Raw genomic sequence first — 25,530 nt, 5'->3', positions numbered from 1 at the left:
GCAGTCACTTTCCGCGTTGATTCTCGTTAAACAGGGAAAACGGTGGAATTATAAAATTTGTCTGATCGCGCAAAAACGCAGCAATGGCGTAAGACGTAATGCGAAATCAAACAATTAGCGGGCTGCGGGTTGCAGCTTGGCCGGCAAATGGAATCAGATCTGTCGACGTAAATCAGAGGCTATTCCCCTAGTAAAAGTGCTGCCTTTCACAAAGAAAGGCAGGCTTACCGAGATAATGCGCCCCTATGCAGGCGACAACCGTGAGGTTGACGGCTTTGCGAGAAGACACGGGGCTTTCGGTTTAACTCCGGCCATGAGGTTATTTTGCCCGCAGCTTTGTCGATAATGTAAAAATAACGAGTAAGTTAAGATGAAAAGAATGTTGATTAACGCAACTCAGCAGGAAGAGTTGCGTGTTGCCCTCGTAGATGGACAGCGGCTGTATGATTTGGATATCGAAAGTCCGGGTCATGAGCAGAAAAAAGCGAATATTTACAAAGGCAAAATCACCCGCATTGAACCAAGTCTTGAAGCAGCGTTCGTGGACTACGGCGCAGAACGACATGGTTTCCTCCCTCTTAAAGAAATCGCCCGCGAATACTTCCCTAGCAATTACTCTTCCCATGGCCGCCCGAACATCAAAGATGTGCTGCGCGAAGGCCAGGAAGTCATCGTTCAGGTAGACAAAGAAGAACGTGGCAACAAAGGCGCCGCCTTGACCACCTTCATCAGCCTGGCGGGCAGCTATCTGGTGCTGATGCCGAACAACCCGCGCGCCGGCGGCATTTCTCGCCGCATCGAGGGTGACGATCGCACCGAGCTGAAAGAAGCGCTCTCTTCGCTGCAACTGCCGGACGGCATGGGCCTGATCGTTCGCACCGCGGGCGTAGGCAAATCCGCCGACGCGCTGCAGTGGGATCTCTCCTTCCGCCTGAAGCACTGGGAAGCGATTAAAAAAGCCGCCGAAGGCCGCCCTGCGCCGTTCCTGATCCATCAGGAAAGCAACGTTATCGTGCGCGCCTTCCGCGATTACCTGCGCCCGGACATCGGCGAAATCCTGATCGACAACCCGAAAATTCTCGATCTGGCCAAAGAGCACATCGCTGCGCTGGGCCGCCCGGATTTCAGCAGCAAGATCAAACTGTACAGCGGTGAGATCCCTCTGTTCAGCCACTACCAGATCGAATCGCAGATCGAATCCGCCTTCCAGCGCGAAGTGCGCCTGCCGTCCGGCGGTTCGATCGTCATCGACAGCACCGAGGCGCTGACCGCCATCGATATCAACTCCGCGCGCGCAACCCGAGGCGGCGACATCGAAGAGACGGCGTTCAACACCAACCTGGAAGCGGCGGACGAGATCGCGCGCCAACTGCGCCTGCGTGACCTCGGCGGCCTGATCGTCATCGACTTCATCGACATGACGCCGGTACGCCACCAGCGCGAAGTGGAAAACCGCCTGCGCGACGCCGTGCGTCAGGACCGCGCGCGCATCCAGATCGGCCGCATCTCCCGCTTCGGCCTGCTGGAAATGTCGCGTCAGCGCCTCAGCCCGTCGCTGGGCGAGTCCAGCCACCATGTGTGCCCGCGCTGTAACGGCACCGGCACCATTCGCGACAACGAATCGCTGGCGCTGTCCATCCTGCGTCTGATCGAAGAAGAAGCGCTGAAGGAAAACACCAAAGAAGTTCACGCTATCGTGCCGGTTCAGGTCGCTTCGTACCTGCTGAACGAAAAGCGCGAATCCGTCAGCGCGATCGAAAAACGCCAGGGCGGCGTGAAAGCCGTCATCGTGCCGAACGATCAGATGCAAACCCCGCACTACTCGGTGCTGCGCGTGCGTAAGGGTGAAGAGACTTCCACCCTCAGCTACCTGCTGCCGAAGCTGCACGAAGAAGACATGGAGCGCCCGCTGGAAGATGCGCCGATGGAACGCAAGCGTCCGGAGCAACCGGCCCTGGCTTCCTTCTCTCTGTCCGCCGATGCGCCGCCGCCGGCTGAAGAGCCTGTCGCCGTGGCCAAACCTGTCGCTGCAGCCGCCAAGGCTAAAGCCGCAGCGCCGGTCGCCGCCAAGCCAGGCTTCCTGGGCCGCCTGTTCGGTGGTCTTAAGAGCCTGTTCGCCGGTGAAGAACAACCTGCCGTCGAAGAAGCCAAACCGGCCGAAACGCCGAAAGCGGAAGGCAACGGTGAAAACCGTCGTCAGGATCGTCGCGGTCAGCGCCGCCAAGGCACCGGCCGTAAAGAGCGCGGTGAGCGTGGCGATCGTCCGGAACGCGGCGAGCGTAAAGAGCGCGGTGAAGGCCGTGACAATCGCGAGCGCGACAACCGTGAACCGCGTGAGAACCGTGAAGGCCGTGAATCGCGTGAATCCCGCGATGAGCAGCGCCGTAACCGCCGCAACCAGCAGCAGAACGCGCCGGTAGCTGAGGAAACCGCAACGGAAGAAAGCGCTAAAGCGCCGCGCGAAGATCAGCAGCAGCGCCGTGAGCAGCGTGCTGAACGCCAGCGTCGTCGTCAGGAAGAGAAACGTCAGGCTCAGCAGGAAGTGAAAGCGCTGGAAAGCGTTGAAGCGGTCGAGAGCACCGACGAAGAGCAGGAAGAACGCCAGCAGCAGAACATGCAGCGCCGTCAGCGCCGTCCACTGTCGCAGAAAGTGCGTATCCTGTCTGCGGAAGAAGAACTGCAGCGTGCAGCGGAAGAGCTGTTGGCGCCGAAAGCGCCGGTAGCGAAAGCCGAAGACGCGCAGCCGACTGCCGACGACAGCGTCAAGCTGCTGCCGGAAACCGTTGCTGCACAACCGGAAGACGATGCCCAAGGTGAAAACCGCGGCAACGGCGAAGGCATGCCGCGCCGTTCCCGTCGTTCACCGCGTCACCTGCGCGTCAGCGGCCAGCGTCGCCGTCGTTACCGCGATGAGCGTTACCCGCTGCAATCCCCAATGCCGTTGGCGGGCGCCTTCGCTTCGCCGGAAATGGCGTCGGGCAAAGTGTGGGTGAGCTACCCGGTCGCTCAGGTTGAAGAAGCCGAAGTGCAGACCGAAACCGTAGAACAGGCAGCGGCACCCGTTGTCGCCGCAGCGGTTGAACAGCACAGCGTTGCCGTGGAAGAAGCGCAGATCGTGGCCAGCGTCAACGAACCGACAGCAGAAGCCGCCGCTGAAACTGTTACCGTCGCCGTAGCGGAAGAAGCCGCAGTCGTTGCTACCCCGGCCGAGGAAACCCCTGCGCCGGTAGCAGCAGCGCCGGCAGCTGTCGCGGTTGAAGAGCCGAAAGCGGAAGAAACTGCCCCGGCAGTGGAAGCCGAGCCGGTAGCTGAAACCGTTGCGGCAGAACCTGTGGTTGAAACTGCCGCACCAGCGGAAGAGGCCCCTGTGGCCGTCGCTGCGCCGGTAGAAGCTGCGCCTGTGGCAGAAACAGCGCCTGCAGCCGCCGCCGTGGAAGTGGCCCCGGAGGAAAAAGCTCCTGCGACTATCGCCGCTGAACCTGTGCCTGCGGTTGTTCAACAACCAACGCCGGTGAAAGCCGTGCAGGACGTGCTGTACAAGCACATCGCCACTGCGCCGATGACTAAAGCGCCTGCGCCTGCCTACGTGCCGGAAGAACGCAAGCACAGCGACTGGCAGCGCCCTTCCTTCAACTTTGAAGGCAAAGGTTCCGCCGGCGGTCACTCGGCGGTGAGCCAGGCGACCGCGCCGGCCACCAAGCCGCAGCCGGTTAACGAATAAGTTAATCTGCAACCCTAAAAAAAACCCGCCATCGGCGGGTTTTTTCTTGGCTGCAAAAAGGTTCAGGCGATCTTCTTCAGCTTTTTGATGTCCAAAACATCCAGCTTGCCATCGAGCCGGCTGACGAACTGCTGAAAATGTGCCGTCTCATTATGCTTATCCAGCGCTTCGCTGCTGGCCCAGCGCTCGAAGAACACGAAGACGCCCGGTTTTTCCAGGTCGCGATGCAAATCATATTGCAGATTGCCCAACTCCTGGCGGCTAGGCTCGAGTATGTCGTGCACCGCTTCGCTGACGGCGGCCTCAAATCCCGCTTTTGCTTGCAGGGTGGCGATAACGCGTACTTCCATTGTTTTCTCCCTTTCCACTTGATGGCAGTCGACCCTAATCATGTCGGCATCGTTGAAATCCCTGCCACTATGCGCCTGCTGGCCCATTGATTTCAACTTGTCGGCAACAAACAGATGCATCTGCGGCACTTTCCGCTTATCCTTACACCCCGGCGTGAATAAACCCATTATTCGCTTTTCATTAGACGTATTTGACCGCCGGAGCCTAGCTAGATGACCGCACAACCTCAAGTTCTGAAAATCCGCCGCCCAGACGACTGGCATATTCACCTGCGTGACGATGAGATGCTGAAAACCGTGGTGCCCTATACCAGCCAGGTATTTGGCCGGGCGATCGTGATGCCGAACCTGGTTCCGCCCGTAACGACCGTGGCCGCCGCGCGCGTCTACCGCGATCGCATTCTGGCGGCGGTTCCGCAGGGCCACAATTTCACTCCGCTGATGACCTGCTACCTGACCAACTCCCTGGCGGCCAGTGAACTGATCAACGGCTTCGAGCAAGGGGTGTTTACCGCCGCCAAGCTGTATCCGGCCAACGCCACCACCAACTCCAGCCACGGCGTCAGCGACGTGACCGGCATTTACCCGTTGTTCGAGCAGATGCAAAAAATCGGCATGCCGCTGCTTATCCACGGCGAAGTGACCGATCCTGCCGTCGATATCTTCGACCGCGAGGCGCGCTTTATCGAACAGGTGATGGAGCCTATTCGCCATCACTTCCCGGAACTGAAAATCGTCTTCGAGCACATCACCACCAAAGAAGCGGCTCAATACGTGCAGGCAGGCAACCGTTTCCTCGGCGCCACCATCACGCCGCAGCACCTGATGTTCAACCGCAACCACATGCTGGTCGGCGGCATTCGCCCACACCTGTTCTGCCTGCCGATCCTCAAGCGCAATGTGCATCAGGAAGCGCTGCGCCAGGCGGTGGCCAGCGGCTCGGACCGTTTCTTCCTCGGCACCGACTCTGCGCCGCACCTCAAGCATCGCAAGGAGTCCAGCTGCGGCTGCGCCGGCTGTTTCAACGCACCGAATGCCATCCCGGCTTACGCCGCCGTTTTCGAACAGCTCGGCGCGCTGGAGCACTTCGAGGCCTTCTGTTCGCTCAACGGCCCGCGCTTCTACGGACTGCCGCTCAACGAAGACTTCATCGAGCTGCAGCGCGTGCCAACCACCCAGCCGGAAGCGATCGCCCTGGGCGATGAGTCCGTCATCCCCTTCCTGGCCGGCGAAACCTTAAGCTGGTCGTTGAAAGACTGATATTTTTGCTTTCCCTACTTGCTCCCGCTCGCAGTTAGCTGTATAAATAAACAGTAAATCGCTTCGGGGGCAATTATGCGTGTTGAAGTCACTATAGATAAAACCCGGCCGCTGCCGTCGGGCGCGATTGAGGCGCTGACCGGTGAACTGGGCAAGCGGGTCAATCGCCAGTTTCCAGACGCCGTCGTGCACGTCCGCTATGCCGGCACCAACGGGCTCTCCGTGCTGGGGGGTGCCAAAACCGACCGGGATCTGATCGAGGAAATCCTTCAGGAAACCTGGGAAAGCGCGGACGAATGGTTCAGCGCAGAATAACACTGCAATGCTGTTTTTGCCGGGGGTCGCTCTCCGGCTTTTTTGTTTCTGGCGCCCTGCTCTTTCATCGCTTACCCTTATTCTGGAACAAAATCCGCTGCATACTGTTTTTAACGCAAAGGAGTTAGCATGGCCCCGGACAAGGTGAAATCCGAAGACGCGATGACGTTTGGCGAATTGCTGGCGCTGATTGCCGATCAGAAAAGGCGTCTGAACGTACTGGAAGTGGCTTTCTCTTATCTGGCATTCAGCCTGGATGACAAAGCCAACCAATTGCTGATCCACAGCCTGAAGCTGGAATCGCAGAGCCAGAACCGCGACGCCGAAACGCAAAAGCATTTCGCGCATTTGGCCGAGGAGCTGGAAAAATGCCTGCACGGCTCACCGCCGCCTGCCGGCGCGGAATAACGCCGCCGCGCTTTTCATCCACAGAACCGCATACGAATTTGTAGAATAATTGTTCAAATAAATATTTATTTTGCAAATTTCGGTGACAACCCCCTCCACCGATGAAAGCGGATGCGTATACTGTAATTGCTCTCATGATGATGAGCCGCATTGATCCTCGTTAGTCACTCACGGTAGTTACTACTCAATAAGGGGTCTTTATGGACAGAAATGATGAAGTAATTCAGACGCACCCGCTTGTCGGTTGGGATATCAGTACTGTCGACGTTTACGACGCCATGATGATACGCCTTCATTACCTGTCTTCACTAGACCAAACGCCCGAAGAAGCCCAAGTAGACCGAACGCTTTGGCTGACCACAGATGTCGCCCGTCAATTAATCAATATCTTAGAGGCCGGCATCGCCAAAATTGAAGCTACGGATTACCAGGATCTTGATCGCAGAAAGCATTGATTCATCGTCCCTTACCCCCTAAGGCGCCGCGCCCCATTCCCGGCGCCTTTTTCTTTGCCTTTCGCCGTTCAATCAGTGCATTGCGCTCGCCAAACTTTTATCATGGGCCGATAAGAAATCGCTATCAGAGAAGGTGGGCACGTGGAATATGATTTGATTGTGGTGGGCAGCGGTTCCGTCGGCGCAGCGGCAGGTTATTACGCCACGCGCGCCGGCTTGAAAGTGCTGATGATCGACAGCGCCATCCCGCCGCACCGCAACGGCAGCCATCACGGCGATACCCGCATTATCCGTCACGCTTACGGCGAAGGCGAAAAATACGTGCCGTTAGTGCTGCGCGCGCAGGCGCTGTGGAATGCGTTGATTCAGCAATCCGGCGAGGAACTGTTCCAGTCATGCGGCGTGCTCAACCTGGGGCCGCAGCAGTCCGAATTCATTCGCAATGCGCAGCACAGCGCACAACAATTCCGCCTGAACGCGCAAACCCTCAGCGCCGAACAGATCAATCAACGCTGGCCGGAATTTCGTGCGCCGGAAGGCTACGTCGGCGTCTTCGAGCCGGACGCCGGATTCCTGCGTTCCGAGCTGGCGGTAGCCGGCCTGATCAAGCTGGCGAAAGAAGCCGGCTGCAGTCAGTTGTTCAACTGCCCGGTCAACGCGGTAACGCCTATCGATGGCGGTGTGGAGGTCGTCACCGGCGAAGGGCGCTTTACGGCGCGCAAAGCGGTAGTTACCGCCGGCACCTGGGTCAAAGCGCTGTTGCCGCAATTGCCGGTCACGCCATTGCGCAAGGTCTTCTCCTGGCACCAGGCGGACGGCCGCTACAGCGTGAACAATCGTTTCCCGGCCTTTACCGTCGAAGCGCAAGACGGCACGCACTATTACGGCTTCCCGGCGGACAACGACGGGCTGAAAATAGGCAAGCACGACGGCGGCCAGCCGATGGATGCCCCCGAGCAGCGTAAACCCTTCGGCAGCTATGCCAGCGACGGCACGGAAGTCTTCGCCTTCCTGCGGCAGTTTTTGCCGGGTGTAGGCGTATGTTTACACGGTGAAGCCTGCAGTTACGATATGAGCCCCGACGAAGATTTTATTATCGATACCCTGCCGGATTGCGATCGCCTGATGGTCATCAGCGGCTTGAGCGGCCACGGATTCAAGTTCGCCAGCGCACTGGGCGAGATCGCCGCGCTGTTCGCGCAGGACAAAGCGCCGCCGGTCGACGTTTCCTGCTTTGGCCTGAAGCGATTTAGTTAAGCTAAGGGTTTCGCTGTCCGCATTCACCCTTGCCCCTGGACAGCGAAATTTGATGGTTACAATTTATTAACCTGCTAACGCTTTTAAATATCAAGTAAAAATCCTGATAACGGAAATTTCTTGTATTCAGCAATTGAATTTCCGAATTGAACACTTGCAGTGTAAGTCCTATTTTACAGAAGATATGCTCCATCGGCTTTCAACAAGGACGTCACCATGAAACTACTTGTCGTGGACGAATGCTGCTTCACCCGGGTCGGTATAGCCAGCTACTTTGCGGATAGTGGAATTACGACGATCAAATGCTGCCATAGCATTGAGCACGCTACGCCGCTGTTGGCCAGCTTTCAGCCGAGTCATATACTGGTGAACCTCAGCAACCAATGCCGCTATAACGAAGCCGACGCGCAGCTGCTGGCGTTTATGGAAGCCAGCCAGTCCGCCCTGCTGTTCATCTATCTCGACACCCCTTACCCTTACAGCGAAACGCCAATGCGTATCGCCGATAACGCATTTCTGTTCAATAAAAGCATCCTGCCGTTCACCTTGCGCATGCTGCGCGAAAATCCGCTGGCGCTGGCCGATGACGGCGAAGAGCGTTCGCTGTTCAGCCCGCAGGAACTGACGGTGATGAAATATTGGATGGCGGAAATGCCCAACTACCGCATCGCGAAGAAACTGCAGATCAGCTCGCATACGGTGTACGTGCACAAACGTCACATTACGGAGAAGATCAACGCGCGCAATCGCCTGGAGTTTTACTCGCTGTATAACGTACTGCGCTACTTCTATCCGCCGAGTGCACCAACCAATTCGACGCCGTTGGCGCTGCTGGCGGTTTAGCATCAAGCCTGCGATAACGCAGGCTTTTTTATCGCCATTCGCCCACCGCCCCCACGCGGCGCGCTATAAAAGACGCCAAGAAAAGGACTATAATCAAAGGTCCCTTTCTTCAGGCGGCTGAAATGTTAAACCGAATTCTGGCGGCGATCGTCAACAACGTGCGCGAGCACCTGGTGCTGTACCTGTGTCTGTGGCTGGTGCTGCTGGCGCTGGATGTCTATTTCTTCTTCGTGATGTAACCCATGTCGTCGTCATTTCCCCGACTGAGCTTCAACCGCTTTGGCGACCCCGCCGAGGTGCTGGAACTGCAGCAGGCGAGCAAACCGCCACTGCGCCCCGGCCAGCGGTTGCTGCGGATGCGCTATACCCCGATCAACCCTTCCGACCTGATCCCGATTCACGGTCAATATGCGCACCGCATCGCCCTGCCGCAGGTGCCGGGGTATGAAGGCGTGGGCGTCATCGTCGATCCGCAAAGCGGGCGCTCAACCGGCCGACGCGCGCTGGCGGTAGCCGGTGACGGCAGCTGGCAAACCTTCGTCACGCTGCCTGACGAGCGGGTGGTCTGGGTGCCGGACGACATCGACGACGCCAGCGCGGCGCAAATCTATATCAACCCGCTCACCTGCTGGGTGCTGTTGACGCAATGGCTGTCGCTCACCGCCGGCGACGTGCTGCTGCTTAACGGCGGCGGCTCCGCCGTTAGCCTGCTGCTGGCGCAGCTGACGGCGCTGCGCGGCATTCGTCTGGCGATCGTGGCGCGCAACGCCGCTCATCGCCCGGCGCTGCTGGCCGCCGGCGCCTGGCGCGTTATCGACGCGCCTCAGTTGGCACAGATGACGAATTTTGGCGCCCGCGCGGCCATCGACTGCATCGGTGGAGAAGACGGCTTGCAGCTGGCGCGGGCGGTTCGCACCGGCGGCGACTTCGTGGCGCTGGGCCTTTTAGGTGGGCGTCAGGTGGACTGGCGGCGCGTGGTGGACGAGCTGAAGCTCCGCGCTTCGCTGTTTCACCTGCGCAAATGGAACGCACAGGCAGCACCGGCGCAGTGGCAGATGGCGTTTTATCAGCTCTTCCAGCTGCTGCGACGCGGGGAGCTGGCGCTACGCCCGCCCGCTGCGATTTACCCTCTTCACCAGTTCGCTGCGGCGCTGCGGCATGCCGCCCAGCCAGGCGTGAATGGCAAAATCTTCCTTACGCCGACGACATCGGAGACGATTGCGGTGGATGAACCCTTATTCAACGGGGTTCCCAATAAATAAAATGCAATGGAGGAAAAGGTAATTTTTCCAGCAATACTAATTTATTAGTCCTGAGATGCCCTTTTATTAGAGCACCGGACATTATTAAGCTATCAATCTCTACGCTTTGAGATAAGACGCATCGTTACCCAAGAAATAACGATCGATAATAAAATGAGCATGACAATTAGAGAGTCAAACGATGAACTCATTAAACCTAGTGGGTTTGAGATCTTCGCCACCTTTAAGTACGTATCCTCTGATAGACGCCTGAAAACCACTTCAGCCAGTACGACAAAGTAGATCAGAGTCAATACGATATATGCAATTGCTCTCTTCATTGGTCATCCTTGCATTATTTACTGTTCAATATATAATCGCCTAATGGATTCTACATCAAAGGAAATGATAACGCATGTCCTATCTCAAGTTAAAGATGCAGGCAGACCGAGCCATTGCCCTAAGTATTGAGAGGTCCCTTGGACAACTCAAGAAAGACACTACTAGTACTGTACAGAGTTTTAGGTCTGGTGCCGAGCGAGCAAGTTGGTATGGTTCCTGTCTGTTTGATGACTACAAAGACGTATGTAAGCAGTTGAGGCAAGAAGATACCCGCATGTTGTTATCAATTCGGCAGGTGTACCAGCGAAAAGACGTAGTACTGGATATGGTGGAAATCTATTTCAATATTAAGCTTAGTAGGATCAGTGGCTCAGGTCAGCATAAAATTATGCAAGCTATCACTGAAAAACTTGCTAACCATGCATCAGAAAAGTTTTCTAAATTGTCAGTTGCGTATACGATCGCAAAACTAATTACTGAATCCCACGACTTCAAAGAATCACATATTAACATCATCAATAAAAGTAGTTTAGTTGCCGTAAGCGTTTTAAGTTTCTATGGAAAAATGCAAACAGCCGCCCTTTCTGCAAGAAAACTTCAATTTTCAGATCCTAACTATTACTCTGCTCTCTACAAAGAAAACCTAGAATTGCTGTACTTTATGATCGAGCCAGAAATGAAAAAAATCATCTACCTAACTAATTCAGGATCTAATAATGAAGAGGAAATCATTTTCCTGATGAACAAGATCCTCACAAAATGAAGTGGTTGATTGAATGGCTGGGTAACTCGTTCGCTTACCTAATCCCTATCGTACTCATTATTGTCGGCGGGGTTATTCTCGTTTCAGTGTTTCCAAAGACTGGTTTTTATCTCACCCTCATCTGGGCCATTGTCGTTTGTGTCGCCTATGTAAGGTGGTCTAAGTGGCTGTAGTATTTACTGAATGGCCAATGTTCACAGTATGCATTAGCAGTAGAAGCGTTAAGCCACCATTGGGTGGCCTATTCAAAACGCCTTAACAACGCGCGGCTCAACGTGGCCACAAGAAATTACCTCACTCCGGCGGCATCGGAGGCTGACGCGGCGGGCGACCGTCCCCCAAAATGACCGCTAGCCGATAGCCGCCCTCGGTAGTCTCCAGCGCGATGCGCGCCACGATCGTCAGCGGCACCGAAAGCAGCATGCCGACCGGGCCGAGCAGCCAACCCCAAAAGATCAGCGACAGGAATACCACCAGCGTCGACAGCCCCAGCCCGCGCCCCATCACTCTCGGCTCGAGGATATTGCCGATCACCATGTTGATAGCGATAAATCCGCCCGCCACCACCAACGCATCGCCCAATCCGTTGAACAGCAGCGCCTGAATCAGCGGCGGAATGGCGGCCAACACCGAGCCGATATTGGGAATATAGTTGAGCAGAAACGCCAGCAGCCCCCAGATAAAGGCGAAGCGCACGCCGACCGCCGCCAGAAAGATCCAGACGATCACCCCGGTGGCCAGGCTAATAATGGTTTTAATCACCAGATAGCGCGTCACGCCATCCAGCGCCCGCCGCATCGCGGCGAGCCCCTCGTCCGGTTTATTCAGCGCCTGCCGCAGCTTGTAAGGCAGCAGTTGCACTTCGAACAGCATGAACACCACGGTCATCAGCAGCAGGAAGACGTTGGTCATGGCGCCAGACAAGTGCCCCAGCATGCGGGTGACCAGATTCATCGCCGCGCTGGGATCGACATACTGCAGCATCGCTTCGCTGGAGAGGCTAATGTTGAAGCGGTCGGCGTAATGCTGCAGCTCGCGCAGCTTCTCGATCATCATGCCGCGATACTGCGGCAGCGAGCGGGCGAACTCATTGAGCGAAGCGCCTAACATGCCGATAAACAGCATCACGACCACGATCACCGCCGTCACCAGCAGCGTGACGCCAACGATGCGCGGCACGCGCTTGCGTTCCAGCATCGCCACCAGCGGGTTCAACACCATGGCGAGAAACACCGCCAGTAAAAACGGCACCACGATATCGGCGGCGGCTTTCACCCCGGCCAAAATGATCACCAACATCGCCAGCAGGACGGCCAGGCGCAGGCTGCTGTCGGTCACGCGGGTACGGCCCATGACGTTTCCTTGTTATTTCACTGGGTTAACCGGCCTCATGGGGCCGTCTCTTGGCGCTAATGGTAGCAAAATTCCGCCGCCGCGCCGCAGGGGATTTAACGCAACCGTTCGATGAAACTAATCTTTTCGCCCTTCTCTCGTCGCAAGAAATAGGCATAACCTTTGCCAACAAATAATCCCGCCGAGCAATTCATGCAGAATTTACGTAAAATGACAAAAGCTGACGTTAATAAAGAATAATCCTAATTTTCAACAACTAGCATAAATTTTACGTGAGCAAAATAATATCATCTTCAACGATTTATCTGATTAACTCCCAACATCTCAAACAAATTCACTGACTAATATTTCAAAGTAGTAACATAGTTAAATTTATTATTGATTTTATGTTTCCTAAAGTTTAATTATTGCAGCCAGCCAATCGGTAATCGAAGGAAACAGGATGCTCTGGAAAAATACCGCCGATCGTTTCGGCCATGTGTCAGTGTTGATCCACTGGCTGGTGGCGCTGACGGTATACGGCATGTTCGCGCTAGGCCTGTGGATGGTCACACTGGGCTATTACGACGTCTGGTACCACCAGGCGCCGGAGATCCACAAAAGCATCGGCGCGCTGCTGTTCATTGTCATGGTGATCCGCGTGATCTGGCGCTTTGTCTCGCCGCCACCCAAACCTTTGGCCAGCTATGGCCGCCTCACTCGCGTCAGCGCCATCCTCGCGCATCTGGCGCTGTACGCCGTGTTGTTCGGCATTCTGATCAGCGGCTATCTGATCTCGACCGCCGACGGCCAGCCGATCAGCGTGTTCGGCTGGTTCGACGTGCCCGCCACCGTCACCGGTATGGCCGAACAGGCCGATACCGCCGGCGCCATACACCTTTACCTGGCCTGGACCGTGGTCGTGCTTTCGGTACTGCACGGGCTGGCCGCGCTTAAACATCACTTTATCGATCGTGATGTCACTTTGAAACGGATGCTGGGTAGCAGCGCCGATTAACCTTTGGATTTATGGAGATTGCTATGTTGAAAAAGACCGTATTGGGCCTGACCGCAGGCGCCCTGCTGCTGAGCGCCGGTTCCGCACTGGCGGCGAATTACAAGATCGACAAACAGGGCCAGCATGCCTTTATCGAATTCCGCATCCAACACCTGGGCTACAGCTGGCTGTACGGCAGCTTTAAAGACTTCGACGGCGGCTTCACCTTCGACGAAAAAGATCCGTCCAAGGACAAGGTCAATGTGACCATCAATACCGCCAGCGTCGACACCAACCACGCCGAGCGCGACAAGCATCTGCGCAGCGCCGAGTTCCTCAACGTGGAGAAGAACAAGCAGGCCAAGTTTGAATCCACCGAAGTGAAGAAAAACGGCGACGGTTATGCGGTGGTCGGCAACCTGACGCTGAACGGCGTGACCAAGCCGGTTACGCTGGACGCCAAACTGATTGGCCAGGGCAACGATCCGTGGGGCGGCTACCGCGCCGGCTTTGAAGCCAACGGCAAGATCAAGCTGAAAGACTTCGGCATCACCACCGATCTGGGCCCGGCGTCGCAAGACGTTGAGCTGATCATCTCCGTAGAAGGCGTGCGCGAGAAATAAAAAAAGCCCGGCCAGACGGCCGGGCTTCTCATTTCGTCAGGCTCAGCGGGCTGGGCCTTCTTCTTCCGGTGCCGGAATGTGCATCGTGGTCTGCAACAATCCTTTCGATTTATTGAAGATCTTGACGCCATTCTCACGGCCGGCACGGCGCGCGCGCTGCTCTTCGCGCGGCAGCTTCAGCTCTTCGCGGCAAATCTCGCTGCAGCACCCTTCAAACTTGGCGGCGCAGCTCGGGCACTGAATGAACAGCAGGTGGCAGCCGTCGTTCTTGCAGTTGGTGTGGGTATCGCACGGCGCACCGCACTGGTGGCAGTTGGCGATCACATCGTCGGAGATGCGTTCGCCCATGCGCTCATCGAACACGAAGTTTTTGCCGATAAACTTCAGCGGCAACCCCTGCTCTTTCGCTTTGCGAGTGTACTCGATGATCCCGCCTTCCACGTGGTAGATGTTTTTAAAGCCGTTGTGCAGCATATAGGCGCTGGCTTTTTCACAGCGAATGCCGCCGGTGCAGTACATGACGATGTTTTTGTCTTTGCTGTCCTGCAGCATCTCCACCGCCATCGGCAGCTGATCGCGGAAGGTATCCGATGGCACCTCGATGGCATTTTCGAAGTGACCGACTTCGTACTCATAGTGGTTGCGCATATCGACGAATACCGTGTTCGGATCGTCGATCATCTGATTGACGCGATCGGCCTGCAGATACTCGCCGACGTTGCTCGGATCGAAGCTGTCGTCATCGATGCCATCGGCCACGATGCGCTCGCGCACCTTGAGGCGCAGCACCCAGAAGGATTTGCCGTCGTCTTCCAGCGCGATGTTCAGGCGCACCTGATCCAGCGCCGGGTGCGAGGCGAACAGCGCGGCTTTGAACGCGTCGAAGTTATGCTGCGGCACGCTGATCTGCGCGTTGATGCCCTCTTTCGCCACGTAGATGCGGCCGAACACCTTCAGTTTTTCAAACTGAACGTACAGGCTGTCGCGAAACGCTTTGGGATCGTCGATGGAGAAGTATTTGTAAAAAGAAACTGTGGTGCGCGGCTCGGTTTCCGCCAGCATGCGCGCCTTCAGTTCCTCGTTAGAAATTCGGTTATGTAACACTGGCATGGTGTACTTTCCTGTCTTTCGGGAGGTGACTGATTACCGCGCGCTGCCAACCGGCCCGCGCGCGGCGCACATCATACCCGAAAAACCGGCGCAGCGCACAGTTGCGCACGAGCCAAGGGCCACCATATCGCTGCCTTGTGCACCATGGCATCGCCGAAGATGCCCATGCCGTTGTCCTTGCACAGGAAATTTTGTGGAAAAATCCCGCACCTGATGCATATTTAACGCCGAAAAGGGGATTTTAATGCGTTGTTTTTTCCCGACGCGCCAGAAAAATGCCACAATAGTCGCAAACAAACGGCAGAAACGAACCTGACGGCCGAGCATATCCGCCGCCAGACCATGCTATGACTCTGTCATTACACTTAAACAACCGTATTCAAACAGAGAATCCATGACTCAAGTTCCTACTTTCAATCGTTCCTTATTGCACCCGCGCTACTGGCTGACCTGGGTAGGCATCGGCTTGCTGTATCTGCTGGTGTTGCTGCCTTACCCCGTCATCTACTGGCTCGGCACCTCGATCGGTCGGTTTTCCATGCGCTTTCTCAAGCGGCGCGTCGTTATCGCCCAACGTAACCTCGAGCTCTGTTTTCCCGACATGCCGCAGGCCGAACGCGATGCGCTGGTGGTAAAGAATTTCGAGTCGGTCGGCATGGGTCTGTTTGAAACCGGCATGGCGTGGTTCTGGCCGAACTGGCGCATCGAGCGTTGGTTCAAGGTCAGCGGCCTGGAGCATATCCAAAAAGCGCGCGATAACCATCAGGGCGTGTTGCTGATTGGCCTGCACTTTTTGACGCTGGAGCTGGGCGCGCGCATCTTCGGCATTCACAACCCAGGCATCGGCGTTTACCGCCCGCATGACAACAAGCTGATGGACTGGCTGCAAACCTGGGGACGCATGCGCTCCAATAAATCCATGTTGGATCGCAAGGACGTCAAAGGCATGATCCGCGCCCTGAAACAGGGCGATATCATCTGGTATGCGCCGGATCACGACTACGGCCCGCGCAGCAGCGTTTTCGTGCCGCTGTTCGCGGTGGACAAAGCCGCCACCACCACCGGCAGCTACGTGCTGGTGCGGATGGGCAAGCCGGCGATCATTCCGTTCACCCCGCGCCGCCTGCCGGACGGCAAAGGCTATGAGCTCATCATGCAGCCGGCGGTGGAAAACTTCCCGCTGGATAACGAACTCGACGCCGCCGCCTTTATGAATAAAGTGGTGGAAAAAGAGATCCTGATGGCGCCGGACCAGTATATGTGGCTGCATCGCCGCTTCAAGACTCGCCCGGAAGGCGAGCCTTCGCTGTACTGACCTAAAAACCCGCCGCCGGCGGGTTTTTTATTGTGCGCCCCTTGAGAATCGCCGGCGAGGGTGGGATGGTAAAGCCTTTGCCGCCAACCCTGGAGCCGCTATGTACATTGTCAGCCTGACCTACCATCGCCCGATTGCCGAAGTCGACAGCCACCTTGACGGGCACATCGCCTGGCTTAAACAATATTTTCAGGACGGCACCTTCGTCGCCTCCGGCCGCAAGAATCCCCGCACCGGCGGCGTGATCCTGGCCAAGGGCATTGAACGCGCGCGTCTGGACGCCATCCTGGCCGAAGATCCCTTCAACGCCGTGGCCCACTATGAGGTCACCGACTTTAGCGCCACCACCACCGCCGCCGGTTTCGAGGCGCTGGCCGGACTATAAAACGCTGTAAATTCCGCGCGATAAGCGCGGAATAAGGTTTAAACGCCATTTTTAAAACTTTATTTCATTTTTACCCCGATCTTCGTCCCCTCGTTTGCCGTTGCCGCGCTGGCGGCGCATACTTATCAGGCTAACTTTCACGTTTTGCCCCTTCACCTTGCCGCTGGCAAAACGCGTCACCTTTCGGCAGTGGACATTTATGGCTTCGGCAGCAGAACCCGTTAACTGGAAACGCAACCTTTTCGTCGCCTGGCTGGGATGTTTTCTCACCGGTGCCGCCTTCAGCCTGGTGATGCCGTTTCTACCGCTGTACGTAGAGACGCTGGGCGTAACCGGCCATCAGGCGCTCAACATGTGGTCCGGCCTGCTGTTCAGCATCACCTTCCTGTTTTCCGCTATCGCCGCGCCGTTTTGGGGCGCTCTGGCCGACCGACGCGGCCGCAAACTGATGTTGCTGCGCTCCGCATTGGGCATGGCGATCGTCATGGTGCTGATGGGCATGGCGCAAACGGTCTGGCAGTTTCTCGCGCTGCGCGCGGTGCTGGGGCTGCTCGGCGGGTTCATCCCCAACGCCAACGCGCTGATCGCCACCCAGGTGCCGCGCAACCGCAGCGGTTGGGCCCTGGGCACCCTGTCTACCGGCGGCGTAGGCGGTGCGCTGATCGGCCCGCTGATCGGTGGCCTGTTGGCCGATCTGTACGGCCTGCGCCCGGTGTTTTACATCACCGCTGCGGTGCTGTTCGTCTGCTTCGTGCTGACGCTGCTGTATGTCAAAGAGCAATTCACTCCAGTGCAAAAACGCGACATGTTGCACGCACGGCAGGTGTTCGCCTCGCTGAAGAACCCGAAGCTGGTGCTCAGCCTGTTCGTCACCACCATGATCATTCAGATCGCCACCGGCTCGATTGCGCCGATCCTGACGCTGTATGTGCGCGATCTGGCCGGCGCCACCCATAATCTGGCGTTTATCAGCGGGCTGATCGCCTCTGTGCCCGGCGTCGCGGCCTTGATGAGCGCCCCGCGGCTGGGCAAACTGGGCGATCGCATCGGCCCGGAGCGGATTCTGGTATGCATGCTGCTCCTTTCGGTGCTGCTGCTGATCCCGATGGCGTTCGTGCAAACGCCGTGGCAGCTTGGGGTACTGCGTTTTCTGCTGGGGGCGGCCGACGGCGCGCTGCTGCCGGCGGTACAGACGCTGTTGATTTATAACTGCACCAATCAGGTGGCCGGTCGTATTTTCAGCTACAACCAGTCGTTCCGCGATGTCGGCAACGTCAGCGGTCCGTTGCTCGGCGCCGCGGTCTCCGCCGGCTACGGTTTCCGCGCGGTCTTCTGCGTCACCGCGCTGGTGGTGCTGTTCAACGCCGGCTATTCCTGGTGGTGTCTGCGGCGGCGCCCGGGATACATGCGGGAAGACACGCTGCAAGAGGAACAATAGCTGCATTTATCGCCAGTTTTCGCCGTTGACCGGATCAACGGCGCATTTCCCCTACTTTTAATAGTGCCTCCCCCGAAGCGGTGAATTTTCGCCTCACTCAGAACATTCTTATCGCAACAGTTTGTTTATCAACAAAAAACAAACTTTCAGCACATAAAACCCGCTGTCAATCTTATTCCTGCTTTAACCAACGGAAAAACCAGAAAAGGAGATGCTTGTCGACTTTTCGTCTAAAAAATGGGATACAGGTACTAGACAAAACCAACGACCAGTTATCAAATGGTTAAATAATATCACGCCAGATGTGAACCATCGGCCAAGTGAAGAAAAGGTCAGCACGCTTTCCACGGTTTATCAGCGTTGCAGCCGCGGTTTTGTCGGGTAATCCGCATTGGGCGGAGCGCCTTCATTAAATACACATACATACCACAGTACGGGCTGCAGCCTTGCAGCGCCTTTTATTGGGAAATCGTTATGCAATCCTCTGTCAATAAGTCAGAAAGCCAGACCTTCTTCGGCCATCCCTATCCGCTGGGTTCGCTGTTCTTCACCGAAATGTGGGAGCGCTTCTCGTTCTACGGCATCCGTCCGCTGCTGATCCTGTTTATGGCCGCCACCGTGTACGACGGCGGTCTGGGTCTGGCGCGTGAGAACGCTTCGGCGATCGTCGGCATCTTCGCCGGCAGCATGTACCTGGCGGCGCTGCCGGGCGGCTGGCTGGCGGACAACTGGCTCGGCCAACGCAAGGCCGTCTGGTACGGCTCGATCCTGATCGCGCTCGGCCACCTGTCGATCGCCCTGTCCGCGGTGATGGGCACCAACCTGTTCTTCATCGGCCTGATGTTCATCGTGCTCGGTTCCGGCCTGTTCAAGACCTGTATCTCGGTGATGGTCGGCACGCTGTACAAGAAAGGCGATGCGCGCCGCGACGGCGGTTTCTCGCTGTTCTACATGGGCATCAACATCGGCTCGTTCATCGCTCCGCTGATCTCCGGCTGGCTGATCAAATCACACGGCTGGCACTGGGGCTTCGGCATCGGCGGTATCGGGATGCTGGTGGCGCTGGTGATCTTCCGGGTGTTCGCCGTACCGGCAATGAAACGCTATGACCGCGAAGTGGGCCTGGACTCCACCTGGAACAGCCCGGTCGCGAAGAAAAAAGGCGTCGGCGCCTGGTTGCTGGCGCTGGCGGCCATCCTGGTGGCCGTCATCGTGCTGATCGCCCAAGGCACCATCGTCATCAACCCGGTCGAGGTGGCCAGCGTGCTGGTGTACGTGATCGCCGCGTCGGTCACCCTGTACTTCATCTATCTGTTCGCCTTTGCCGGCCTGAGCCGCAAAGAGCGCGCACGCCTGCTGGTGTGCTTCATCCTGCTGATCTCCGCCGCGTTCTTCTGGTCGGCGTTTGAGCAGAAACCGACCTCGTTCAACCTGTTCGCCAACGATTACACCAATCGCATGATTGGCGGCTTCGAGATCCCGGCGGTGTGGTTCCAGTCGATCAACGCCCTGTTCATCATCCTGCTGGCGCCGGTGTTCAGCTGGGCCTGGCCTGCGCTGGCGCGCAATAACGTGCGTCCGAGCAGCATCACCAAGTTCGTGATCGGCATCCTGTGCGCCGCCGGCGGCTTCGGCCTGATGATGCTGGCCGCGCAGAACGTGCTGAGCAATGGCGGCGCCGGCGTATCGCCACTGTGGCTGGTGGGCAGCATCCTGATGCTGACGCTGGGTGAACTGTGTCTGAGCCCGATCGGGCTGGCTACCATGACGCTGCTGGCGCCGGAGAGAATGCGCGGGCAAATGATGGGGCTGTGGTTCTGCGCCAGTGCGCTGGGCAACCTGGCGGCCGGTCTGATCGGCGGTCACGTCAAGGCCGACCAACTGAATATGCTGCCTGATCTGTTCGCTCGCTGCTCAGTCGCGCTGCTGATTTGCGCCGCCGTGCTGATTGTGTTGATCGTACCGATTCGCCGCATGCTGGAAAATACCCAGTCCAAGAGCGCGCCAAAACCGGCGACCAACGCCTGACGGATAAACCGTTTTCATCTCGCAAACCGGCGCTCGATGCGCCGGTTTTTTTTATGCTTGCCAGGCCTGATGTTGCAATACCACCCGGTAGCCATCAGGATCTTCAAAGGTTTGCCCCGCCCGATCCCAATAGGGATTATAGGCGGCGACCGATAGGAACCCCGCCGCCCGCATCCGCTCACACGCTGCGCGCCAATCGTTCTCATCCGGCAGATAAAACACCAGCAGATGATCCTGCGTCGGCGCCTGTCCGACTCGCACTCCGCGATGCTGTGTGAACTCCAGATGGTAGGCATGCTGCGGATGCCCGATCATAATGCCGTCAAAGCCCTGATGATCGACAAACTCACCCAGCCTTTCGAATCCCAACCCGCGGCAATACAGCGCGGCGATCTCTTGCAACCGATCCGTGGGGCGCGCGATGCGCAACACCGCTTTGGCTATCGACATGAACGCCTCCGCCTCATGATAATTTCATACAGCGCCATACCCGCCAGCATCGCCAACAGGAACGGCCACACCCGCTGCATCTCCGCTCCCGCCAGCACCCAGGCGGGGCCGGGGCAGATGCCCGCGATGCCCCAGCCGATGCCGAACAGCGCGCTGCCCGCCAGCAAACGGCGATCCACACGTCCGGCGGCCGGTATCTGCAATGTTTCCCCCAACAGGCTCCGTTCGCGTCGCCGCGCCCACAGGAAGGCCGGCGCCGCTACCGCGATCGCCCCAGCCATCACTAACGCCAGCGAAGGATCCCACTGGCCGGTAACGTCGAGAAACGCCAACACCTTAGCCGGATTGGCCATGCCGGCGACGATCAGCCCCAGACCGAAAATGACGCCGCTCAGCAACGCCAACAACGATTTAAGCATTTTCACCCTCCCAACAGGTGGCGCATCAGCCAGACGGTCATAAACCCCAGCAGCATGAACACCGCCGTGGCGGCCAGCGAACGCGGCGCCAACCTTGCGACGCCGCACACGCCGTGCCCGCTGGTGCAACCGCTGCCCAATCGAGTGCCCAATCCCACCAACAGCCCTGCGGCCGCCAGCCAGCCGCTGCCGGTCGCGATCTCACCGGACGGCAAAGCCGCAGCGGCAGCATACAGCCAGGGAGAGAGCAACAACCCGCCAATAAATGCGACGCGCCAGCCCCGCTCCCGACCGCCGGCGCTCAATAAGCCGCCGGTAATGCCGCTGATACCGGCGATCCGGCCGTTGAACAGCAGCAGCAGCGCCACCGCTGCGCCGATAATGGCCCCGCCCGCCAACGCGGAATAAGGCGTGAAATGTTGCCAGTCAATGTTCATCGCGGTTCTCCGGCTGTGGGCAATAGAGTTGATACAGGGTATGGAGCAGCGCCAGCGCTTTGGCATCGGCCACCGCATAGTAAATCTGCTTGCCGGCGCGCCGGGTGGAGACCAAGCCTTCCTCACGCAGCACGCCAAGCTGTTGGGACAGCGTCGGCTGGCGGATATCCAGCGCCTGCGCCAACTCGCTCACCGCCATTTCTCCCTGGCTGAGCCGGCACAGCAGCAGCAGCCGATCTTCATTGCCTAAGGTGCGCAGCATCGCGCCGGCCTGCGCCGCCGCCTTGCGCATCGCGTCTATGTCCATTGACCCTCCAAACAATTTATAAAATTATATAATATCATTTTATATACCATCTAACCGTGCCGCGCCACCGGCTGGTGCTAAACCGCGCCTCATGGCATGCTGTTATTCCCTTTTCGCCGCGCGGAGAACACTCACCATGCTGTTGTTTCACGACGTTCTGCCGGCCAATCAGCCTATCCGGCCATTAGCCAAAGATTATCGCCACGGCGACAGCGAGCCGGAGCACTACCATCATTGCGCACAGCTGATACACAGCCTGAGCGGTGTAGTGCAGGTCACAACCCGGCTTGGCAGCTGGGTTGTGCCGCCCGGCCGCGGCGTCTGGGTGCCGGCGAAAATGGTGCACAGCCTGCGCATCACTGGCCAGGTGGCAGCCAGAACGTTGTTCGTCGATCCGTTGGCGCGCGCCGATCTGCCGGCCCAATGCCAGGTGGTGCAGGTTTCGCCATTGCTGCGCGAGCTGATTATCTGTGCGATGGAGATTGCGCCAGGCTACCCAAGCGGCGGGCGCGATGAGCGGGTGATGGAACTGATTCTGGATGAGTTAAGGATGCTGCCGATCCTGCCGCTGCACCTGCCGGAACCGCGCGAAGCCTCGCTGCTCGCCCTGTGCCGCCATATACAGACCTCACCGGCGCAGCCCTGGACGCTGGAACAGGCGGCCGCTCGCCTCAGCGTCAGCGGACGCACCCTGTCACGACGCTTCCAGCGAGAAACCGGGCTGCGTTTTAGCGATTGGCTGCGACGCGCCCGTTTGCTGGCGGCATTAAACGCGCTGGCGACCGGCCGTTCAGTATTGGAAGTCGCGCTGGATCTCGGCTATGACAGCCCCAGCGCGTTCAGCGCCATGTTTCGCCGGGTGCTGGGCGTCGCGCCCAGCGACTATTTCACTCGAACCGCGACGCCAGATAGCGCCCGGCAACGTTGAACAGCGCCTGCAGCGAGGCACTGGCGGAGTCGACGTCGATGCCAACGCCGTAGCTCGCCTCTCCATGCGGCAAGACGCAGCGAATGTAGGCCACCGCTCGACTGTCGCTCTGATGCCCTAACGTGTGTTCGTGGTAATCCTCGATCGCCAACGGCAAGCCGAAACGCTGACGTAACGCATCCACCGCGCTGGAAAGCAGACCGTTGCCGGCTCCCTGCAGCCGCAATTGTTCTCCTGCGCAAGCGACTCGTGCGTTGAAGCTGTATGCCTCTGCGCCGTGGCTTTCCGTCTGGTAGCTCAGCAGCTGCAAGCACGGCTGCTCCACCAGCCCGTAAGTGTCGCGGAATAAACGCCACAGCTGTGCGACGCTCATTTCCTTACCGCTGCCGTCGGTCGCCCGCTGTACCACCTGGCTGAAATCGATCTGCAAACTGCGCGGCAACGCCAGCCCATGATTCTGTTCCAACAGCCAGGCGGCGCCGCTTTTGCCGGACTGGCTGTTGACCCGGATCACCGCCTCATAGCTGCAACCGACATCGGCGGGATCGAGCGGCAGGTAAGGCACCTGCCAGCGGCCGTCTTGCCGCTGCCGCTGTGCGGCGAAGCCTTTCTTGATCGCATCCTGATGCGAATCGGAGAAGGCGGTAAACACCAACTCGCCGGCATAAGGATGGCGAGGATGCACCGGCAGCTGATTGCACTGCTCCACCACCTCCACCACCTGCTTCAGGCGGCTGAAGTCCAGGCCCGGCGCCACGCCCTGGGTATAGAGATTCAACGCCAGCGTGACCAGATCGACGTTGCCGGTGCGTTCGCCGTTGCCGAACAGACAACCTTCGACGCGGTCGGCGCCGGCCAACAGCGCCAGCTCCGCGCAAGCCACGCCAGTACCGCGATCGTTATGCGGGTGCACGCTGATCGTCACGTCGGCGCGACGACTGAAATGGCGACAGAACCATTCGATCTGATCGGCATACACGTTGGGCGTGCTCACCTCCACCGTCGCCGGCAGATTGATGATCATCGGCCGTTGTGCCCCCGGTTGCCATACATCCGCCACCGCTTCGCAGATCTCCAGCGCGAACTCCAATTCGGTAAAGCAGAAGGTCTCCGGCGAATACTCGAAGCACCAGGCGGTATCGGGCTGCGCCTCGCAATGTCGGCGAATGCGGCGCGCGCCGTTCACCGCCAGCGCCACGGTCGCCGCCTTATCCTGACGGAACACGATGTCGCGAAACATCGGCGCAGTGGCGTTATACAAATGTACGATGGCCCGCGGGGCGCCCTGCAATGCCTCAAAAGTGCGATCGATTAGATCATCGCGCGACTGCGTCAGCACCTGAATCGTGACGTCGTCCGGGATCAGCCGCTCGTCGATCAGCGCGCGCACAAAGTCGAAGTCCGTTTGCGACGCCGAAGGGAAAGCCACTTCGATCTCATTGAAACCGCACTGCAACAGCAACTGATAAAACTCGCGTTTGCGCGCATTATCCATCGGCTCCGCCAGCGCCTGATTGCCGTCGCGCAGATCGCTGGAGCACCAACGCGGCGCCTGTCGCAGCGTGCGTGAAGGCCACTGGCGATCCGGTAACGCCACCGGCGGGAACGGTCGGTATTTGTGTGAAGGGTCGATTAACATGGGCTTCTCCTGACGCCTGGGTGAACGATAACGTCATTATTTCCCGCCTCCGCCTCTGCTTCTCCCGCTTTGCAGACAATCGTCGTCGCACAACGGACAATAAAAAAATTTGCATCCTGCGCCAGTCAGACAACAATTAGTTTTGATATTTCTCCCACCGCGCCAACAGTACGCCGGGCGCTTTACTCTCATCGTCAACGGAGGCGAACATGAGCCTGTATGCAACCCTGGAAGAAGCCATCGAGGCCGCACGCGAAGAGTTTATCGACACCGCAGAAGGCGGCAGCGATGGCGAACCGCCGGTGCCGCAGCAGTTCAATCTGCAAAAGTACGTGATGCAGGATGGCGATACGATGTGGCAGGCGGAGTTCTTCGAAGACGAAGGCGAAGCGGTGGAATGCCTGACGCTACGCAGCGGTGCGGCGGCGCAGGCGATTTTCGACGGTGACTACGACGAGGTGGAGATCACCACCGAGTGGATAGACGAAAATACCCTGTACGAATGGGAAGAAGGCGACTTCCAGCTCGAGCCGCCGCTGGACACCGAAGAGGGCCAGGCCGCCGCCGATGAATGGGATGAGCGCTAATCCGCTCCAGAGATTTTATCGCCAAGGAGGCAACATGATTATTCGTCAGGCCCGTCCCAGTGACTACCCCGCCATTTTGCAGCTGCAGGGGGAAAACGTGCCGGAAGCGCTCGACGAGCGCCAAAAAAGGCAGGGATTTATCGTTTCGCGCATGAATGAGGCACAGCTGGCGGCGATCAACCGCGGCATCGGCATAGTAGTGGCGGAACAGGATGGCCAACTGGCAGGATTTGTTTGCCTGATGCCCGCCGACGTGCAACCGCGGCCGCCGGTGGTGGACGCGATGCTGGCAACGCTCGTCACGCAGTCCTTCGCTGGCCGGGCGCTGAGCGAGCAGCGAGTGTTTCTCTACGGCCCGGTCTGCCTCGACGCCGCCTGGCGCGGCAAGGGCGTGCTGAAACGCCTCTACGACGCGGTCAAAGCGCACACCCGCCATGACTACGACGTGGGCGCGCTGTTTATCGACGACGACAACCCGCATTCGCTGGCCGCTCACGTGCAGGGGCTGGGCATGACGGCGCTGACGCCTTTCCACTGCGGACAAAAAGGTTATCAGCTGGTGGTGTTCGCCACCCGCTGA

Annotated in this window: 28 protein-coding genes; 19 read left to right on the top strand and 9 right to left on the bottom strand. The window is 58.1% G+C overall.

From position 1 onward, the window contains the following. The first annotated feature begins 370 nt into the window (after positions 1-370). Entirely contained in the window at positions 371-3,721 is a 3,351-nt protein-coding gene (rne, locus tag ATE40_RS06060) for a ribonuclease E (protein ID WP_063919193.1), read from the top strand. A 62-nt stretch (positions 3,722-3,783) separates the two neighbouring features. Here the strand turns inward: rne and ATE40_RS06055 are convergent, their stop codons facing one another. Next, the gene (locus tag ATE40_RS06055; RefSeq protein ID WP_004927799.1) at positions 3,784-4,071 is read right to left on the bottom strand and encodes a putative quinol monooxygenase; all 288 of its coding nucleotides are present in this window, start codon (positions 4,069-4,071) and stop codon (positions 3,784-3,786) included. A gap of 213 nt (positions 4,072-4,284) precedes the next feature. On the opposite strand from ATE40_RS06055, the gene pyrC reads away from it, so the two are divergent. From pyrC to ATE40_RS06010, 9 genes are all read left to right on the top strand, one after another. Further along, the gene (pyrC, locus tag ATE40_RS06050; RefSeq protein ID WP_063919192.1) at positions 4,285-5,331 is read left to right on the top strand and encodes a dihydroorotase; all 1,047 of its coding nucleotides are present in this window, start codon (positions 4,285-4,287) and stop codon (positions 5,329-5,331) included. 75 nt (positions 5,332-5,406) lie between these two features. Beyond that, a complete protein-coding gene (gene dinI / locus ATE40_RS06045) occupies positions 5,407-5,646 on the top strand; it encodes a DNA damage-inducible protein I (protein WP_019455849.1) in 240 nt (79 codons plus the stop codon). A gap of 129 nt (positions 5,647-5,775) precedes the next feature. Beyond that, positions 5,776-6,054 carry a hypothetical protein gene (locus tag ATE40_RS06040; protein WP_019455850.1) on the top strand — a complete coding sequence of 93 codons (279 nt, stop codon included), beginning with the start codon at positions 5,776-5,778 and terminating at the stop codon, positions 6,052-6,054. A 200-nt stretch (positions 6,055-6,254) separates the two neighbouring features. Next, positions 6,255-6,509, top strand: coding sequence for a biofilm formation regulator BssS (bssS, locus tag ATE40_RS06035; protein WP_004927812.1), 255 nt, complete (start codon positions 6,255-6,257; stop codon positions 6,507-6,509). Positions 6,510-6,650: 141 nt separating this feature from the next. After that, positions 6,651-7,766 carry an N-methyl-L-tryptophan oxidase gene (gene solA / locus ATE40_RS06030; RefSeq protein WP_063919191.1) on the top strand — a complete coding sequence of 372 codons (1,116 nt, stop codon included), beginning with the start codon at positions 6,651-6,653 and terminating at the stop codon, positions 7,764-7,766. A 216-nt stretch (positions 7,767-7,982) separates the two neighbouring features. Beyond that, positions 7,983-8,609, top strand: a complete 627-nt coding sequence (locus tag ATE40_RS06025; protein ID WP_025159950.1) for a response regulator transcription factor — start codon at positions 7,983-7,985, stop codon at positions 8,607-8,609. A 122-nt stretch (positions 8,610-8,731) separates the two neighbouring features. Continuing rightward, positions 8,732-8,848, top strand: a complete 117-nt coding sequence (locus tag ATE40_RS24035; protein ID WP_004927822.1) for a DUF2770 family protein — start codon at positions 8,732-8,734, stop codon at positions 8,846-8,848. A 3-nt stretch (positions 8,849-8,851) separates the two neighbouring features. Further along, on the top strand, positions 8,852-9,871 hold the full coding sequence (locus ATE40_RS06020) for a zinc-dependent alcohol dehydrogenase family protein (RefSeq protein ID WP_063919190.1): 1,020 nt from the start codon (positions 8,852-8,854) through the stop codon (positions 9,869-9,871). Between the two features lie 394 nt (positions 9,872-10,265). Then, positions 10,266-10,955 (top strand): hypothetical protein, encoded by a 690-nt coding sequence (locus tag ATE40_RS06010; RefSeq protein ID WP_063919188.1) that lies wholly within the window; start codon positions 10,266-10,268, stop codon positions 10,953-10,955. A gap of 294 nt (positions 10,956-11,249) precedes the next feature. Here ATE40_RS06010 and ATE40_RS06005 read toward each other — a convergent pair whose 3' ends face one another. Continuing rightward, positions 11,250-12,308, bottom strand: a complete 1,059-nt coding sequence (locus ATE40_RS06005) for an AI-2E family transporter (protein ID WP_019455854.1) — start codon at positions 12,306-12,308, stop codon at positions 11,250-11,252. Positions 12,309-12,750: 442 nt separating this feature from the next. Between ATE40_RS06005 and ATE40_RS06000 the strand changes: the two genes are divergently transcribed. Continuing rightward, on the top strand, positions 12,751-13,305 hold the full coding sequence (locus ATE40_RS06000) for a cytochrome b (RefSeq protein ID WP_063919187.1): 555 nt from the start codon (positions 12,751-12,753) through the stop codon (positions 13,303-13,305). A 23-nt stretch (positions 13,306-13,328) separates the two neighbouring features. Further along, the gene (locus tag ATE40_RS05995) at positions 13,329-13,907 is read left to right on the top strand and encodes a YceI family protein (protein ID WP_019455856.1); all 579 of its coding nucleotides are present in this window, start codon (positions 13,329-13,331) and stop codon (positions 13,905-13,907) included. 42 nt (positions 13,908-13,949) lie between these two features. Here the strand turns inward: ATE40_RS05995 and trhO are convergent, their stop codons facing one another. Then, on the bottom strand, positions 13,950-15,017 hold the full coding sequence (gene trhO, locus ATE40_RS05990) for an oxygen-dependent tRNA uridine(34) hydroxylase TrhO (protein WP_063919186.1): 1,068 nt from the start codon (positions 15,015-15,017) through the stop codon (positions 13,950-13,952). Between the two features lie 33 nt (positions 15,018-15,050). Next, positions 15,051-15,344, bottom strand: coding sequence for a hypothetical protein (locus tag ATE40_RS24565; RefSeq protein WP_156785404.1), 294 nt, complete (start codon positions 15,342-15,344; stop codon positions 15,051-15,053). A gap of 67 nt (positions 15,345-15,411) precedes the next feature. Here ATE40_RS24565 and ATE40_RS05985 point away from each other — a divergent pair, with 67 nt between their 5' ends. The 4 genes from ATE40_RS05985 to ATE40_RS05970 all read left to right on the top strand — a co-directional run bounded on the left by ATE40_RS05985 (position 15,412) and on the right by ATE40_RS05970 (position 20,183). Next, positions 15,412-16,332: a Kdo(2)-lipid IV(A) acyltransferase gene (locus tag ATE40_RS05985; protein ID WP_025159951.1), complete on the top strand. Its 921-nt coding sequence runs from the start codon at positions 15,412-15,414 to the stop codon at positions 16,330-16,332. A gap of 100 nt (positions 16,333-16,432) precedes the next feature. Next, on the top strand, positions 16,433-16,717 hold the full coding sequence (locus ATE40_RS05980; RefSeq protein ID WP_063919185.1) for a YciI family protein: 285 nt from the start codon (positions 16,433-16,435) through the stop codon (positions 16,715-16,717). Between the two features lie 199 nt (positions 16,718-16,916). Next, complete coding sequence (mdtG, locus tag ATE40_RS05975) at positions 16,917-18,155, top strand: multidrug efflux MFS transporter MdtG (RefSeq protein WP_019455860.1); 1,239 nt, start codon at positions 16,917-16,919, stop codon at positions 18,153-18,155. 474 nt (positions 18,156-18,629) lie between these two features. Further along, positions 18,630-20,183 carry a peptide MFS transporter gene (locus ATE40_RS05970; RefSeq protein WP_063919184.1) on the top strand — a complete coding sequence of 518 codons (1,554 nt, stop codon included), beginning with the start codon at positions 18,630-18,632 and terminating at the stop codon, positions 20,181-20,183. A 51-nt stretch (positions 20,184-20,234) separates the two neighbouring features. On the opposite strand, the gene ATE40_RS05965 is transcribed toward ATE40_RS05970, so the two are convergent. The 4 genes from ATE40_RS05965 to ATE40_RS05950 are packed head-to-tail and all read right to left on the bottom strand — an operon-like array spanning position 20,235 to position 21,796. Then, on the bottom strand, positions 20,235-20,633 hold the full coding sequence (locus ATE40_RS05965; protein ID WP_019455862.1) for a VOC family protein: 399 nt from the start codon (positions 20,631-20,633) through the stop codon (positions 20,235-20,237). Beyond that, entirely contained in the window at positions 20,624-21,052 is a 429-nt protein-coding gene (locus ATE40_RS05960) for a YeeE/YedE family protein (RefSeq protein WP_019455863.1), read from the bottom strand. Before ATE40_RS05960 ends, ATE40_RS05965 begins: the two co-directional genes overlap by 10 nt. A 2-nt stretch (positions 21,053-21,054) precedes the next feature. Beyond that, positions 21,055-21,489 carry a YeeE/YedE family protein gene (locus tag ATE40_RS05955; protein WP_019455864.1) on the bottom strand — a complete coding sequence of 145 codons (435 nt, stop codon included), beginning with the start codon at positions 21,487-21,489 and terminating at the stop codon, positions 21,055-21,057. Next, a complete protein-coding gene (locus tag ATE40_RS05950) occupies positions 21,479-21,796 on the bottom strand; it encodes an ArsR/SmtB family transcription factor (protein WP_019455865.1) in 318 nt (105 codons plus the stop codon). Before ATE40_RS05950 ends, ATE40_RS05955 begins: the two co-directional genes overlap by 11 nt. 136 nt (positions 21,797-21,932) lie before the next feature. Here ATE40_RS05950 and ATE40_RS05945 point away from each other — a divergent pair, with 136 nt between their 5' ends. Then, positions 21,933-22,724, top strand: coding sequence for an AraC family transcriptional regulator (locus tag ATE40_RS05945; RefSeq protein ID WP_019455866.1), 792 nt, complete (start codon positions 21,933-21,935; stop codon positions 22,722-22,724). Here the strand turns inward: ATE40_RS05945 and leuA are convergent. After that, positions 22,684-24,363 carry a 2-isopropylmalate synthase gene (leuA, locus tag ATE40_RS05940; protein WP_063919183.1) on the bottom strand — a complete coding sequence of 560 codons (1,680 nt, stop codon included), beginning with the start codon at positions 24,361-24,363 and terminating at the stop codon, positions 22,684-22,686. The genes ATE40_RS05945 and leuA overlap by 41 nt on opposite strands. A 209-nt stretch (positions 24,364-24,572) precedes the next feature. On the opposite strand from leuA, the gene ATE40_RS05935 reads away from it, so the two are divergent. Then, a complete protein-coding gene (locus ATE40_RS05935; protein ID WP_063919182.1) occupies positions 24,573-24,950 on the top strand; it encodes a MysB family protein in 378 nt (125 codons plus the stop codon). Positions 24,951-24,984: 34 nt separating this feature from the next. After that, positions 24,985-25,530 (top strand): GNAT family N-acetyltransferase, encoded by a 546-nt coding sequence (locus ATE40_RS05930; protein WP_019455869.1) that lies wholly within the window; start codon positions 24,985-24,987, stop codon positions 25,528-25,530.

The organism is Serratia surfactantfaciens (assembly GCF_001642805.2).
GTDB classification, from domain to species: domain Bacteria; phylum Pseudomonadota; class Gammaproteobacteria; order Enterobacterales; family Enterobacteriaceae; genus Serratia; species Serratia surfactantfaciens.
The sequence above is the reverse complement of the archived record's forward strand: the minus strand, read 5'-3'. Positions and strand labels throughout refer to the sequence as shown.

Excerpts from the sequence above, each read along its gene's own strand:
- ATE40_RS05935 (WP_063919182.1), top strand. The coding sequence starts at position 24,573 with ATGAGCCTGTATGCAACCCTGGAAGAAGCCATCGAGGCCGCACGCGAA.
- ATE40_RS05945 (WP_019455866.1), top strand. The coding sequence starts at position 21,933 with ATGCTGTTGTTTCACGACGTTCTGCCGGCCAATCAGCCTATCCGGCCA.
- ATE40_RS06025 (WP_025159950.1), top strand. The coding sequence starts at position 7,983 with ATGAAACTACTTGTCGTGGACGAATGCTGCTTCACCCGGGTCGGTATA.
- bssS (WP_004927812.1), top strand. The coding sequence starts at position 6,255 with ATGGACAGAAATGATGAAGTAATTCAGACGCACCCGCTTGTCGGTTGG.
- ATE40_RS05970 (WP_063919184.1), top strand. The coding sequence starts at position 18,630 with ATGCAATCCTCTGTCAATAAGTCAGAAAGCCAGACCTTCTTCGGCCAT.
- trhO (WP_063919186.1), bottom strand. The coding sequence starts at position 15,017 with ATGCCAGTGTTACATAACCGAATTTCTAACGAGGAACTGAAGGCGCGC.
- ATE40_RS06020 (WP_063919190.1), top strand. The coding sequence starts at position 8,852 with ATGTCGTCGTCATTTCCCCGACTGAGCTTCAACCGCTTTGGCGACCCC.
- pyrC (WP_063919192.1), top strand. The coding sequence starts at position 4,285 with ATGACCGCACAACCTCAAGTTCTGAAAATCCGCCGCCCAGACGACTGG.
- ATE40_RS05985 (WP_025159951.1), top strand. The coding sequence starts at position 15,412 with ATGACTCAAGTTCCTACTTTCAATCGTTCCTTATTGCACCCGCGCTAC.
- ATE40_RS05965 (WP_019455862.1), bottom strand. The coding sequence starts at position 20,633 with ATGTCGATAGCCAAAGCGGTGTTGCGCATCGCGCGCCCCACGGATCGG.
- ATE40_RS05960 (WP_019455863.1), bottom strand. The coding sequence starts at position 21,052 with ATGCTTAAATCGTTGTTGGCGTTGCTGAGCGGCGTCATTTTCGGTCTG.
- ATE40_RS06005 (WP_019455854.1), bottom strand. The coding sequence starts at position 12,308 with ATGGGCCGTACCCGCGTGACCGACAGCAGCCTGCGCCTGGCCGTCCTG.
- ATE40_RS24035 (WP_004927822.1), top strand. The coding sequence starts at position 8,732 with ATGTTAAACCGAATTCTGGCGGCGATCGTCAACAACGTGCGCGAGCAC.
- ATE40_RS06010 (WP_063919188.1), top strand. The coding sequence starts at position 10,266 with ATGTCCTATCTCAAGTTAAAGATGCAGGCAGACCGAGCCATTGCCCTA.
- mdtG (WP_019455860.1), top strand. The coding sequence starts at position 16,917 with ATGGCTTCGGCAGCAGAACCCGTTAACTGGAAACGCAACCTTTTCGTC.
- ATE40_RS05980 (WP_063919185.1), top strand. The coding sequence starts at position 16,433 with ATGTACATTGTCAGCCTGACCTACCATCGCCCGATTGCCGAAGTCGAC.
- ATE40_RS05955 (WP_019455864.1), bottom strand. The coding sequence starts at position 21,489 with ATGAACATTGACTGGCAACATTTCACGCCTTATTCCGCGTTGGCGGGC.
- rne (WP_063919193.1), top strand. The coding sequence starts at position 371 with ATGAAAAGAATGTTGATTAACGCAACTCAGCAGGAAGAGTTGCGTGTT.
- ATE40_RS05995 (WP_019455856.1), top strand. The coding sequence starts at position 13,329 with ATGTTGAAAAAGACCGTATTGGGCCTGACCGCAGGCGCCCTGCTGCTG.
- ATE40_RS06055 (WP_004927799.1), bottom strand. The coding sequence starts at position 4,071 with ATGGAAGTACGCGTTATCGCCACCCTGCAAGCAAAAGCGGGATTTGAG.
- ATE40_RS06000 (WP_063919187.1), top strand. The coding sequence starts at position 12,751 with ATGCTCTGGAAAAATACCGCCGATCGTTTCGGCCATGTGTCAGTGTTG.
- dinI (WP_019455849.1), top strand. The coding sequence starts at position 5,407 with ATGCGTGTTGAAGTCACTATAGATAAAACCCGGCCGCTGCCGTCGGGC.
- ATE40_RS06040 (WP_019455850.1), top strand. The coding sequence starts at position 5,776 with ATGGCCCCGGACAAGGTGAAATCCGAAGACGCGATGACGTTTGGCGAA.
- leuA (WP_063919183.1), bottom strand. The coding sequence starts at position 24,363 with ATGTTAATCGACCCTTCACACAAATACCGACCGTTCCCGCCGGTGGCG.
- ATE40_RS05930 (WP_019455869.1), top strand. The coding sequence starts at position 24,985 with ATGATTATTCGTCAGGCCCGTCCCAGTGACTACCCCGCCATTTTGCAG.
- ATE40_RS24565 (WP_156785404.1), bottom strand. The coding sequence starts at position 15,344 with ATGCTCGGCCGTCAGGTTCGTTTCTGCCGTTTGTTTGCGACTATTGTG.
- ATE40_RS05950 (WP_019455865.1), bottom strand. The coding sequence starts at position 21,796 with ATGGACATAGACGCGATGCGCAAGGCGGCGGCGCAGGCCGGCGCGATG.